This is a genomic window from Nocardioides mangrovicus (assembly GCF_003674065.1).
GTDB lineage: Bacteria > Actinomycetota > Actinomycetes > Propionibacteriales > Nocardioidaceae > Marmoricola > Marmoricola mangrovicus.
In genome coordinates this window covers 30,676-42,784 of record NZ_RDBE01000009.1, presented here as the reverse complement: position 1 = coordinate 42,784, position 12,109 = coordinate 30,676, and the positions used below count along the sequence as shown (strand labels likewise).

Below are 12,109 nucleotides of genomic sequence, written 5' to 3'. Positions count from 1 at the left end.
CCCCGACGAGCTGCGCGAGCAGGTGGCCGGCCGCGAGATCCGGCACGTGGTCACCGGCGTGGAGCCGGGCGCGACCCAACAGACCGAGGCCTGGCACCCGGTGCTGCGGCCCCACCCGGTCACCGGCCGGGTTGCGCTGTACCTCTCCACGCCGCAGCGGTGCGTCGAGGTCTCCGGCCTCTCCGAGCCCGACTCGCGCGAGCTCGTCGAGCGGCTCTACGAGCACTCCACCACCCACGACGCCACCACCCTGCGACACCAGTGGGAGGTCGGCGACGTCGTCGTGTGGGACAACGGCTGCGTGCTGCACAAGGCCGACCACTCCGGGGTGGTGGGCGACCGCGTGATGCACCGCGGCATGGTCGACGGCTACGGGCCCCGGTGAGCCGGACCTCGGCAGCCGTCCCGCGCGCGGCACGGACCATCGGCGCCCTGGCCCTGCTGCAGCTCGCGATGCCCGCCAACCTCGCGCTGACGTCCCTCGCCCTGCTTCTCGGTGGCCGCGACCCCCAGCCCAGCCCCGAAGGGGAGCGCCTCACGATCCTGATCAGCGGCGGCAAGATGACCAAGGCGCTGACCCTGGCCCGGGCCTTCCACCGGGCCGGTCACCGCGTGGTCCTCGTCGAGCAGGAGAAGTACCGCTGGACCGGGCACCGCTTCTCCCGCTGCGTCGATGTGTTCCGCACGGTGCCCCGGCCGCAGGATCCCGGTTACGCCGAGGCGCTGCTCGACGTCGTGCGCCAGGAGTCGGTCGACGTCTACGTGCCGGTGTGCAGCCCGGTCGCCAGCTACCACGACGCGGCCGCGGCCCCGCTGCTCGAGGCGCACTGCCGGGTGATCCACGCCGACGCCGAGACGATCAAGACGCTGGACGACAAGGAGGCCCTGGCCGCACTGGCAGCAGGGCTGGGGCTGTCGGTGCCCGACGCCCACCGGATGACCTCTCCGGAGCAGGTCGCGGCGTTCGACTTCGCCTCGGCCGACCCGCCCTACGTCCTCAAGAGCATCGCCTACGACCCCGTCAACCGGCTCGACCTCACCCCCCTGCCCCGGCCCACCCCGGAGGCCACGGCGGCCTTCGCACGGTCCAAGCCGATCACCGCCGAGACGCCGTGGGTGATGCAGCACCTGGTCGAGGGCGTGGAGTACTGCACGCACAGCACGGTGGTGGAGGGACGCATCCAGGTGTGGGCCTGCTGCCCCTCCTCGGCCTTCCAGGTCAACTACGCGATGGTCGACAAGCCGGAGATCCTGGCCTGGGTGCGCGGCCTCGTCGAGCCGCTGGGCCTGACCGGGCAGATCAGCTTCGACGTGATGCAGACCCCGGACGGGCGGGTGCTGCCCATCGAGTGCAACCCCCGCACCCACTCGGCGATCACGATGTTCTACGACCACCCCGACCTCGCCGAGGCCTACCTCGGGCGGCGCGAGGAGCCGGTGGTGCCCACGGTGGCGAGCCGACCGACGTACTGGGCCTACCACGAGGCCTGGCGCCTGCTGCGGGCTCCGGGCAGCTGGCGCGAGCGCTGGCGCACCGTCCGCGAGGGGGTCGACGCGGTCTTCGACCCGCGCGACCCGCTGCCCTTCTTGATGCTCCACCACCTGCAGATCCCCGCGCTGCTGCTGCAGAACCTGGTCGCGGGCCGGGACTGGGTGAAGATCGACTTCAACATCGGCAAGCTCGTCGAGCCGGCCGGCGACTGAGGGCGCTCGACCGTGCCCCTGCGCCTCCTCCACCTCGTCGGCTCGGCCGAGACCGAGCAGCTGGCCGAGCTGTCGGTCCTCTACGCCGCCGACTGCCTGGCCGCCCTGGACGCCACCGCCTACGAGCACCACGTCGGCTACGTCAGCCCCGACGGCAGCTGGCGCTTCCCGGCCGCCCTCGACCCGGCCGGCATCGCCGCCGCCGACCCGCTGTCGCCCGCGGAGGCGATGGCCAGGATCGCCGGCCTCGAGGTCGACGTCGCCGTGCCGCAGATGTTCTGTCGCCCCGGCATGACCCTCTACCGGGCGATGCTGGAGCTGCTCGGGCTCCCCTACGTCGGCAACACGCCGCAGACCATGGCCGCCGGGGCCGACAAGGCGTGGGCGCGTGCGCTGGTCGCGGCCGCCGGCGTCCGGGTGCCCGCCGGCGAGCTGCTCACCCCGGGCCGGCCACCGACCCTGACCCCACCGGTGGTCGTGAAACCGGTCGACGCCGACAACTCCGACGGCGTGATGCTGGTGCGTCGCCGCGAGGAGCTCGACGCCGCGCTGGCCGGCGCCGCCGAGCACAGCGACCAGGTGCTGGTCGAGCGCTACATCGAGCTCGGCCGCGAGGTCCGCTGCGGCGTGCTCGAGCGCGACGGCGAGCTGCTGTGCCTCCCGCTGGAGGAGTACGCCGTCGACCCCGCGACCAAGCCGGTGCGCGACCGGGCCGACAAGCTGGCGCGCCGCGACGGCCGGCTGACCCTGGTGGCCAAGGACGCCGAGCACGCCTGGATCGTGCCGCCCGACCCGTCCGACGCCGTCACCGCGGCCGTGTGGCGCGCCGCCAGGACCGCGCACCGGGCGCTGGGCTGCCGCGACTACAGCCTGTTCGACTTCCGCATCGACCCCGAGGGCCGCCCGTGGTTCCTCGAAGCCGGCCTCTACTGCTCCTTCGCTCGCACCAGCGTCGTCGCGGTGATGGCCGCCGCGGCCGGCATCGGCCTCGACGACCTCTTCGCGGGGTGCGTCGAGCAGGCGCTGCGACGCGACTCCAGGCGTTCTCGCAGGTCTTGAGCACCGGACCGGTTGGACCGAGCGGAGGTACGGCCCTCCCCGGACGACGGTGCAGCTCCGGTCACCGTTCGAGATGCCAGCGCCCGGCTTCCCCTTGAGACGCATGAACGAGCTTGTCGTGTACCGCGTCACGCCCAGGTGCTACCTGCCGACCGGATGCAGCGGCGTGCTCCCCCGCGACGTCGGACGCATCGGCTACAGGACTGCGCGTAGCAGACCGGTGGCGTCGTGGCAGCCGGCGTAGACGAAGCGCTGCTCGGTGGCGGCGGGCACGGTGACCTCGTGGTAGAGCCGGAGTCGAGTCTCCGGTCCGAAGCTGGAGAGATGTCTCATCGCCACGCCGAAGATCTCGACGTGGGTCGGGTGTGAAGCAGCCCAGTCCTCCAGGGCGCTGATGTCACGCCACCAGCTCAGACCGAAGGTGCGATCGGTCGGCTGGTCCTCTTCGTCCAGGATCCGCATGTAGCGGTTGTCGTAGCAGCCGATCTCGCCGCCTTCGTCACGCAGGAACTCCATGCCGGCCCGCAGCGACGGTTCGACGTCGCCGAGGTAGGCCCGTCTCTCGACGTCGCCGGTGTCGGTGATGTCCTGGCCGGACCGGATGAGGCAGGCGTTCTCGTGGAGGACCACCGTTCGGACCGGTCCGTCCGTGACGAGGCGAGGCGAGCCGGAGGGATACAGCGGGTCGGTCTGGCTCAACGGCAGCCGGTCGCGCATCGATCCCCAGTAGGCGTGCTCCTCGATCATGCCGCTCAGCCCGGACTTCGCGCCGGCGAGTCCCTCGTCCCGGTCGGCAGCCGAGAAGACGGTCTCGAACCGCTCCACCGACGGCCGCACCAGTTCGAGGAAGTGCCCGACACCATCAGTCACGCGCGCGGCGTCCGTCCACGAGACGCCCTTGACGTCGTACCAGCGGTCGAAGGCATCCGGGTCGGACCAGTAGGCGATGCTGATGACGGTCGTGAAGCCCTCGGCGTCGACGTAGGCGGCGCGGTCCCACGACGCGGGTCCGTCCGTCTCGGCGAACTGGGCCCGGACGTGTGCCGACGACTCGGCGAGGACCGGGCTGTCGGTATCGCGCGCCTGCACTCCGAAGTAGGCCATCACCAGGGATGTGACGTCTTCTCCGAAGCGTGCAGAGAACGCCGGGTACGCCGGAAGGTAGGAGCCCGGTTCGTGCTTGGGCGTCCGGCTGGCTCGCAACAGGTGCGGCGCGATCGAGGGCTCCAGCGACGGCGACGAGGTGGTCATGGCCCGCTCCCTTCAGAGCGCGACCGGCTCGGGGCCCGGCTCCGGCTCGGGTGGCGACTGCACCTCAGCGGTGGCCTTCGGTCGTGTCGGCGACACCTTCGGGAGGCGCCCGTCGGCCTGGAGGTGCAAGGTGAAGACGTCCGGGCGCGAGTAGTGACCCACCGGGTCAGCGGCGTTCTTGGCGGCCAGGATCACCGCGTAGTCGATGTCGGCGTACAGGATGCCTTCGTCGGTGGGCGCCAGCGGCTCGGCGAGGTCGCGACCGTCGGGCCCGTAGATGCGGGCGAAGCCGCCGCCGAGACCGAGAAGCTGCCGCTTCAGCTCGGTGTCGGCGAAAGCGCCGTGGGCCGCCGCGCCGATGACTCCGCAGGGGGCGAGGACGAACGTCTGGCCCTCGACGGCGTACTGCCGCGAGGCGCCGGTGTTGACCTCCGGGCCGAGCGCGAAAGCGGCGCCCTCGAAGATCGAGAAGGAGGGCCACGCCGCGACGTGCAGCTGCTCGTCCTGGGCGAAGAGCGCGTACTTCGTGAGCGGTTGCAGGTGTTCCCAGCAGTTGAGTGCACCGACGCGACCGACAGGGGTGTCGACGACGGTGATGTCGGAGCCGTCTCCCTCGCCGAACTGGGTCCGCTCGACATGGGTCGGCTTCAGCTTGCGCCGCGTGAGAACCGTGTCCCCGGAGCTGTCGACCACGGCCTGCGCCATGTAGAGCGAACCACCCTCGCGCTCACTGAAGCCGAAGCTGATCGTGATGCCGATCTGCGCAGCAGCCTTCTCGATCCGCTGCCAGTTCTCGTCTCCCACCTCCAGCGAGTTTGCGGCGTACGGCACCAGGAACTGGCTCTGCCAGGCGACCGAGTCCAGCCAGAGGAACCACGGGTACCCGGGGATCCAGGTCTCCGGGAACGCCACGATCTCCGCGCCGTTCTCCTTGGCCTGAGTCGCATAGTCGATCAGCTTGTCGACGCCTCCGGCGACGTCGTTCCACACCGACTCGGCCTGGACGGCCGCAGCGCGGAACCTCTTCGTGTAATCAGCCATGTCGTTCCTGTTCTCGGTGTCGTCGGCCTCGTCAGCAATTCCTGTGGTGCAGGACCCTAGGAAGGGCTGACTCGCACAGACCCGGCGTTTCGCGCAATCCGTCCGACGATTCGCGCACGGATGACCCGCTTGACCGGCGGGGACAGCGGAACTCCTTCTCACTGCCCGGGTGACGACCTAGCATCCGAGGGGTGTCCCAGGTCGAGGTCACATCTGTGTCCGGGTGGGCCGAGGCGTGCAGCTCCGCCTTCGTCCCGCTCCGGGTCCGCTCGGCTTCGCCGCGCTTCAGCGCGAGCCTGCAACAGCGCGTCCTCAGTCCCGAGGTGTCGCTCACCCGGGTGCAGAGTGGGGCGTCCGAGGTCTTTCGCAGTGACCGCCTGATCGCTCAGCACCCGCGTGACGACCTGTTGGTCTCGCTGCATCGCTCAGGCACGGGCGCCGTTCTGCAGCACGATCGAGAGGCCACGTTGAAGGCCGGTTCGGCCGCTTTGTACGACGCTGCGTCGCCCTACACCCTGGTATTCCCAGGCGAGATGAGCGAGATCGTCCTGCAGGTCCCACGCCGGTCTATCCCGGTGGGCACCCGCGCGCTGACCAATCTCACTGGACGCCCCCTCCCCGGCGGCGGAGCGCTGCGCGCACTCATGACGCTCGCGGAATGCACGATGCCCGGGCACAGCGGAGACCATGAACTCCAGGAGCCGGCTGTCGCCGACGCGCTGGTGAGCCTGCTGACCGCTGTGGTCGCCGGGTCCACCCAGGTGGCTCCCGCCCTCGACTCGCACGTGCTGGCGCTCACGGTTCGCGGCTTCATCGACCAGCACCTCGGCGACCCCCTCCTGCATCCCGAGTCCGTCGCACGCGCCCACCATGTCTCGTTGCGCCTCCTCCAGAAGATCTTCGCCCAGAGCGGCGACTCCCCGGCCGCCTTCATCCGCCGCCGGCGCCTGGAGGCGGCGCGCCGACTGCTTGTTGCAGGCGAACACGTCGGGCGCGCGGCGGCGTTGAGTGGCTTCAACGACGCCGACACCTTTCGTCGTGCCTTCCAACGTCAGTTCGGCGTCTCCCCGTCATCGTTGAACCGTTCCGTGGGTGCCTGATCGGTGACCCGGTCCTGCAAGGTGACACTGACTGAGGTCGCAGCTGGCGCCGACGCCATCGCGATGGTCGTTCGTCGACGATGCGCCGCATCTTGTCGACCGAGCGCTCGACCAAGACGGGTCCGACGATCTCGACGTCGGTGGTCACACCGATCGAGAAGCCGCCGGTCCGCCTTCGCGAGCACCCCCATGAGGAGCCACTCACCTGCACTTCTTGCTCCCCGGGCAGGAGTCGAACCTGCGTCGCTAGTCCTGATTCAAAGTCAGGCGGGCCCTGCCGGCAGACCAACCGGGGATCGCTGCCACGACAGGCTAGGCGATGGGCCGGGACCTGGGCGGCCCGGTAGACCCGGCGGGATCGATCCTCATCCAGCTCGAGGCGCGAGGAGCTCCACCCGGTTGCCGAACGGGTCGGTGGTGTGGAGGCGCTCGTAGCCGGCCAGGCCGTCGCGCTGGGAGAGGTCGACGGGCAGGTCGGCCGCGCGCAGTGCCTCGGCGACGGCGTCGAGGTCGTCGACGACCAGGGCCGGGTGGGCCTTGCGGGCGGGCCTGAAGTCGGCCTCGACGCCGACGTGCACCTCGGCGGCGACGGTGTCGCCGTCCAGGGCGCGGAACCAGCACCCGCCGCGAGCCTGCAGCTCGGCGGGCTTCTCGACCTCGCTCAGCCCGAGCACGCCGGACCAGAAGGCGCGGGCGGCCTCCTCGCAGCCGGCGGGTGCGGAGACCTGGACGTGGTGCAGCCGCGTCACCTCTGCGTCACCTCTGCGTCGCTCTGGGCCACCACGAACACCCGGCGGAAGGGCATCACCACGCCGTAGCCGTCGTCGGGGTAGGCCTCGCGCAACCGGGCCTTGAGCTCCTCGACGAAGCGCGGGCGCAGGTCGTCCGGCAGCGCCCCCAGTACGGGTCGCGCACTGGTGGCGCTGATCCAGGTGAAGACCGGATCGGCGCCCTGGAGCACGTGGAGGTAGGTGGTCTCCCACGCATCGACCGAGGCCACGTGCGGCTCGAGTGCACGCAGGTAGACCGCCGGGTCGTGCGACCCGGGCCGGTCCAGCGGCGGCAGCGCCGAGGCGTACGGCTCCTCCTGCTCCAGCGCGCGACGCACGGTGTGGCTGGCCTCGTCGAAGTTGCCGGGCACCTGGAAGGCAAACCAGCCGCCGGGCGCGACGTGCTCGAGCAGCCCCGGCAGCAGGTCGAGGTGGCCCGGCAGCCACTGCAGGGCCGCGTTGGAGACCAGGACGTCGACCGGCGCGGCGGGCTGCCAGGTGGCGATGTCGCCCACCTCGTAGCCCACGCCGTCGCCGCGCGCCCGGGCGGTGGCGACCATCTCGGGCGAGGAGTCGACACCGGAGATCTCGGCGGTGGGCCAGCGCTCGGCCAGCAGGGCGGTCAGGTTCCCCGGGCCGCAGCCCAGGTCGACCACCCGGCCCGGCGCGGCGGCACCGATGCGCGAGACCAGCTCGACGAAGGGGCGGCCCCGCTCGTCGGCGTACGTCAGGTAGCGCTCGGGGTCCCAGACCGCTGCTGTCACTTGTCGTCGTCACCCAGGTCGAGCTTGACCAAGCCCCTCCCGGCCTCGTCGACCGCCAGCGCCAGGTCCAGGTCGCGCTGGGTCAGCTCCCCCTGGTCGTGCGACGTCGTGGTGACGGTGACGACCCCGGGGTAGCGCACCGCGAGGTCGGGGTGGTGGTCCTGGTCGTCGGCGATCGCCGCGATCCGCTGCACCAGCTCGCCGGCGGCGGTGAAGCTGGTGCACTCGTACTCCACGCTGGCCTTGTCGTTCTCGACGTGCCAGGTGTAGAGCCGCTTGTCGTCGAAGTCCGCCTTGCTCACCATGGCTCGACGCTACGCGACGCATTATCTTGACGTCAAGATTCTTGAGCGGCGTAGGATTCGACCCGTGCACGACGACGTCGACCTCCTGGTCCAGGCCTGGCACCGGGAGCGGCCCGACCTCGACCTGGGACCGGTCGAGGTGTTCAGCCGGGTCTCCCGGCTCTCGCGGCTGCTCGATCGCGCGCGCCGACAGGCCTTCCACGAGCGCGGCATCGAGCCGTGGGAGTTCGACGTGCTGGCCGCCCTGCGCCGCGCCGGCGAGCCGTACGAGCTCTCGCCCGGGCGCCTCATGGTCGAGACCCTGGTGACCAGCGGCACCATGACCAACCGGGTCGACCGGCTGACCGAGCGCGGCTACGTGCAGCGCGCACCCGACCCCGCCGATCGACGCGGCGTGCTGGTGGGGTTGACCGACGAGGGACGCCTGGCGGTCGACTCCGCCTTCGCCGAGCTGATCGACCGCGAGCGTGAGCTGCTGGCCCAGCTGCCCGAGGACGACCGGTCGAGGCTCGCGCAGCTGCTGAAGTCGGTCATGGCCCCGCTCGAGGCCTAGCTCGTACCCGCCGCTACCCGCCCCTACCCGCCCCTAGCCGAGCACCTCGGCCGCCTCGAGCCACTCGGCCTCCAGCGCCTCCTTCTCCTCCCCCAGCACCGCCAGCTCGCCGCCGAGCCGGGTGAGCGCCTCGGGGTCGGCGGCGTGGGCGGCGAGGTCGGCGTGCAGGACCGACTCGCGCTCGGCGAGCCGCTCGAGCTGCTTGTCGACGCGGGCGATGGTCTTGCGGGCGGTGCGGAGCTCGGCGGCGCCCACCGGGGCCACTAGCGGCTGGTCCCGGGACGGCTGCTCTGCGACCTCCGCGACCGGGAGCTGCGCGCGGTGCTCGAGGTACTCCTCCACCCCGCGCGGCAGCATCGAGACCCGGCCGTCGCCGAGGAGCGCCCAGACCGAGTCGGTGACGCGCTCGAGGAAGTAGCGGTCGTGGGAGACCACCACGAGCGTGCCGGGCCAGCCGTCGAGGAAGTCCTCGAGCACGGTGAGGGTGTCGATGTCGAGGTCGTTGGTGGGCTCGTCGAGCAGCAGCACGTTGGGCTCCGACAGCAGCAGGAGCAGCAGCTGGAACCGGCGCCGCTCGCCGCCGGAGAGGTCGCCCAGCCGGGCGGTGAGCCGGTCGCCGGTGAACCCGAAGCGCTCCAGCATCGCGGTGGCCGAGACGTCGGAGCCGTCGCTCAGCCGGGTCAGCCGGCGCACGCCCTCGACAGTGGACAGCACGCGCGCCTGGGGGTCGACGTCGCTGACCTGCTGGTCGAGCTCGGCCAGCGCGACGGTGCGCCCCTGGCGCACGCGGCCGTGATCGGGTGCGATGCGGCCGGCCAGCAGCCCCAGCACCGAGGACTTGCCGGCGCCGTTGACGCCGATCAGCCCGATCCGGTCGCCCGGTCCGAGCCGCCAGGTGGCGTGGTCGAGCAGAGTGCGCTCGCCGCGGACCAGGTCGACGTCCTCGAGGTCGAGCACGTCCTTGCCCAGCCGCTGGGTGGCGAAGCGCTGCAGCTCGAGCCGGTCGCGCGGCGGGGGCACGTCCTCGATGAGCGCGGTGGCCGCCTCGATGCGGAACTTCGGCTTCGAGGTCCGCGCCGGTGCGCCGCGCCGCAGCCACGCCAGCTCCTTACGGGCCAGGTTCTGGCGGCGCTGCTCGCTGGCGGCCGCCTGCCGCTGCCGCTCCACCCGCGCCAGCACGTAGGCCGCGTAGCCGCCGTCGTAGACGTCGACCACCCCGGCGCCGTTCGACGGACCGCCGACGGCCGGATGGACCTCCCAGGTGGTGGTGCACACCGCGTCGAGGAACCACCGGTCGTGGGTGACGACGACCAGCGCGGCCCGGCGCTGGTTGAGGTGGTCGGCCAGCCAGGCCACGGCCTCGACGTCGAGGTGGTTGGTCGGCTCGTCGAGCAGCATCAGGTCGTGCGGCTCGAGCAGCAACCGGGCCAGCGAGCAACGACGGCGCTCCCCGCCGGACAGGCCGTGCACCGCCCGGTCCAGGTCGACACCGGCCAGCAGCACCTCGACCACCTCGCGGGTGACCGGCTCGGCCGCCCACTCGTGGTCCGAGCGGCCCTCGAGCACGGCCTGCCGCACGGTGTGGGAGTCGTCGAGCTCGTCGCGCTGGGCGAGGTAGCCCAGCTGCAGCGAGCCCGAGCGGGCGATGCGGCCGGAGTCGGCCTCCTCGCGGCCGGCCATGAGGTCGAGCAGCGTCGTCTTGCCGTCGCCGTTGCGGCCCACGATGCCGATGCGGTCGCCCGAGCCCACGCCGAGGCTCACCTCGTCGAGCAGGATCCGCACGCCGTAGGACTTGGTGACCTTCTCCAGCGAGATCAGGTTGGCCACTAGGCGTACTCCACGACGTGGGCGCCGGCCACGGGGGCGGCTGCGGCGAAGACCCGCTCGTGCTCCTCGGCCAGCGTCATCCGGACCGCGGCGGCGTGGGCCTGGTCCTCGCACAGGAACAGGCAGGTGGGGCCCGAACCCGAGATCAGCCCGGTCAACGCGCCGGCTGCGGCGCCGGCCGCGAGCACCTGCGCCAGGTCGGGACGCAGCGCGAGCGCGGGGGCGGCCAGGTCGTTGGAGACCGACGCCGCCAGGGCACGGCGGTCGCCGTCGGCGAGCGCGGCCAGCAGCGCCTCGGGCACCGCCGGGTCGGCGGCGACCGCCATCCGGTCGTACTCGCGATAGACGGCCGGGGTGGAGAGCCCGATGTCGGACTCGACCACCACCCACCACCAGCGGCCGCGGTCGGCCACGCGGCTGACCACCTCGCCGCGGCCGGTGCCGACGGCGGTGCCGCCGACCAGCGCGAACGGCACGTCGCTGCCCAGCTCGGCGGCGAGCGCGAGCAGGTCGTCGTCGGAGGTCTGCAGGTCCCACAGCCGGTCCAGCGCCAGCAGCGTGGCGGCGGCGTCGGCGCTGCCGCCGGCGAGGCCGCCGGCCACGGGGATGGCCTTCTCGATGACGATCGAGGCGGCACGGTCCAGGTCGTGGTGGGCGGCGAGCAGCCGGCCGGCGCGCAGCGCGACGTTGCTGGCGTCGGTGGGCACCTCGGCGACGTCGATCCGCTCGTGGGCGCGCACGGCCAGCGACCAGTCGGCAGCCTCGGAGACGCTGACGTCGTCGTACATGCCGATGGCCTGGTAGACGGTGGCCAGCGGGTGGAAGCCGTCCTCGCGCACCGGCCCGACCCCGAGGTGGAGGTTGATCTTGGCCGGCGCGCGCACGCTGATCGTCGTCACCGGGGCGGCCTCATCTCGGCCAGTCTGGCGAACTGATCCACCGAGAGCGACTCGCCCCGGGCCAGCGGGTCGATCCCGGCCGCGCGCAGGGCCGCCTCGGCGTCGGGCAGCACGCCGCGCAGCGCACCGCGCAGCGCCTTGCGACGCTGGGCGAAGGCGGCGTCGACCAGCGCGAAGACCTGCTCGCGCGTGGCGGTGGTGGCCGGCGGATCGCGCCGGGTCCAGGCCACCAGGCCGGACTCGACGTTGGGCGCGGGCCAGAACACGGTGCGCCCGACCGCGCCCGCGCGGCGGACGTCGGCGAACCAGGCGGCCTTGACCGACGGCACGCCGTAGGTACGCGAGCCCGGCGGGGCGGTGAGCCGGTCGGCCACCTCGGCCTGGACCATCACCAGCCCCCGCTCCAGCGAGGGCAGCAGCGCCAGCAGGTGCAGCAGCACCGGCACCGAGACGTTGTAGGGCAGGTTGGCCACCAGCGCGGTCGGCGGCGGGCCGGGCAGGCCGGCGATGCGCAGCGCGTCGGCGTGCACCACCTCGGCGTCGGCGCCGGGAGCGCGCTCGGCCAGGGTGGCCGGCAGCGCCGCGGCCAGCACGTCGTCGACCTCCACCGCCACGACGCGCTTGACCACCTCGGCCAGCGCCAGGGTCAGCGAGCCCAGCCCGGGTCCGACCTCGACGACGACGTCCTCGGCCCCGACCCCCGACTCGCGCACGATGCGCCGCACGGTGTTGGCGTCGATGACGAAGTTCTGACCCCGCTGCTTGGTCGGCCGCAGGTCGAGCGCGGCGGCGAGCCGGCGGACGTCGGCGGCTCCGAGCAGCGCGACGTCCACCGG

General features: G+C 72.3%; 13 protein-coding genes and 1 tRNA gene. 5 read left to right on the top strand and 9 right to left on the bottom strand.

Going from position 1 to position 12,109, the window contains the following annotated elements; all coding sequences use genetic code 11:
* From D9V37_RS20500 to D9V37_RS14065, 3 genes are all read left to right on the top strand, one after another.
* A partial coding sequence (locus D9V37_RS20500) for a TauD/TfdA dioxygenase family protein (RefSeq protein ID WP_198412554.1) occupies positions 1-385 on the top strand: 385 nt, incomplete at its 5' end.
* Positions 382-1,704, top strand: coding sequence for an ATP-grasp domain-containing protein (locus D9V37_RS14070; RefSeq protein ID WP_198412553.1), 1,323 nt, complete (start codon positions 382-384; stop codon positions 1,702-1,704). The genes D9V37_RS20500 and D9V37_RS14070, both read left to right, overlap by 4 nt.
* A 12-nt stretch (positions 1,705-1,716) precedes the next feature.
* Entirely contained in the window at positions 1,717-2,763 is a 1,047-nt protein-coding gene (locus D9V37_RS14065; RefSeq protein WP_121806824.1) for a D-alanine--D-alanine ligase family protein, read from the top strand.
* A 195-nt stretch (positions 2,764-2,958) separates the two neighbouring features.
* Here the strand turns inward: D9V37_RS14065 and D9V37_RS14060 are convergent, their stop codons facing one another.
* A complete protein-coding gene (locus D9V37_RS14060; RefSeq protein ID WP_121806823.1) occupies positions 2,959-4,014 on the bottom strand; it encodes a phenylacetaldoxime dehydratase family protein in 1,056 nt (351 codons plus the stop codon).
* 12 nt (positions 4,015-4,026) lie between these two features.
* Complete coding sequence (locus D9V37_RS14055; RefSeq protein WP_121806822.1) at positions 4,027-5,055, bottom strand: carbon-nitrogen hydrolase family protein; 1,029 nt, start codon at positions 5,053-5,055, stop codon at positions 4,027-4,029.
* A 191-nt stretch (positions 5,056-5,246) separates the two neighbouring features.
* On the opposite strand from D9V37_RS14055, the gene D9V37_RS14050 reads away from it, so the two are divergent.
* Complete coding sequence (locus D9V37_RS14050) at positions 5,247-6,155, top strand: helix-turn-helix domain-containing protein (RefSeq protein ID WP_121806821.1); 909 nt, start codon at positions 5,247-5,249, stop codon at positions 6,153-6,155.
* Between the two features lie 217 nt (positions 6,156-6,372).
* On the opposite strand, the gene D9V37_RS14045 is transcribed toward D9V37_RS14050, so the two are convergent.
* The 4 genes from D9V37_RS14045 to D9V37_RS14030 all read right to left on the bottom strand — a co-directional run bounded on the left by D9V37_RS14045 (position 6,373) and on the right by D9V37_RS14030 (position 7,994).
* Positions 6,373-6,451, bottom strand: a tRNA-Gln gene (locus D9V37_RS14045).
* A gap of 69 nt (positions 6,452-6,520) precedes the next feature.
* Entirely contained in the window at positions 6,521-6,904 is a 384-nt protein-coding gene (locus tag D9V37_RS14040) for a VOC family protein (RefSeq protein WP_121806820.1), read from the bottom strand.
* On the bottom strand, positions 6,901-7,689 hold the full coding sequence (locus tag D9V37_RS14035) for a methyltransferase domain-containing protein (RefSeq protein WP_121806819.1): 789 nt from the start codon (positions 7,687-7,689) through the stop codon (positions 6,901-6,903). Before D9V37_RS14035 ends, D9V37_RS14040 begins: the two co-directional genes overlap by 4 nt.
* Positions 7,686-7,994, bottom strand: a complete 309-nt coding sequence (locus tag D9V37_RS14030; protein ID WP_121806818.1) for a 4a-hydroxytetrahydrobiopterin dehydratase — start codon at positions 7,992-7,994, stop codon at positions 7,686-7,688. The genes D9V37_RS14035 and D9V37_RS14030 overlap by 4 nt, the downstream gene beginning before the upstream one ends.
* Before the next feature lie 64 nt (positions 7,995-8,058).
* Between D9V37_RS14030 and D9V37_RS14025 the strand changes: the two genes are divergently transcribed.
* Entirely contained in the window at positions 8,059-8,547 is a 489-nt protein-coding gene (locus D9V37_RS14025; protein WP_121806817.1) for a MarR family winged helix-turn-helix transcriptional regulator, read from the top strand.
* A 33-nt stretch (positions 8,548-8,580) separates the two neighbouring features.
* On the opposite strand, the gene D9V37_RS14020 is transcribed toward D9V37_RS14025, so the two are convergent.
* The 3 genes from D9V37_RS14020 to rsmA are packed head-to-tail and all read right to left on the bottom strand — an operon-like array spanning position 8,581 to position 12,106.
* Entirely contained in the window at positions 8,581-10,374 is a 1,794-nt protein-coding gene (locus tag D9V37_RS14020; RefSeq protein WP_121806816.1) for an ABC-F family ATP-binding cassette domain-containing protein, read from the bottom strand.
* A complete protein-coding gene (locus D9V37_RS14015; RefSeq protein WP_121806815.1) occupies positions 10,374-11,273 on the bottom strand; it encodes a 4-(cytidine 5'-diphospho)-2-C-methyl-D-erythritol kinase in 900 nt (299 codons plus the stop codon). The genes D9V37_RS14020 and D9V37_RS14015 overlap by 1 nt, the downstream gene beginning before the upstream one ends.
* A complete protein-coding gene (gene rsmA, locus D9V37_RS14010; RefSeq protein WP_408636205.1) occupies positions 11,270-12,106 on the bottom strand; it encodes a 16S rRNA (adenine(1518)-N(6)/adenine(1519)-N(6))-dimethyltransferase RsmA in 837 nt (278 codons plus the stop codon). The genes D9V37_RS14015 and rsmA overlap by 4 nt, the downstream gene beginning before the upstream one ends.
* Positions 12,107-12,109 lie beyond the last annotated feature (3 nt).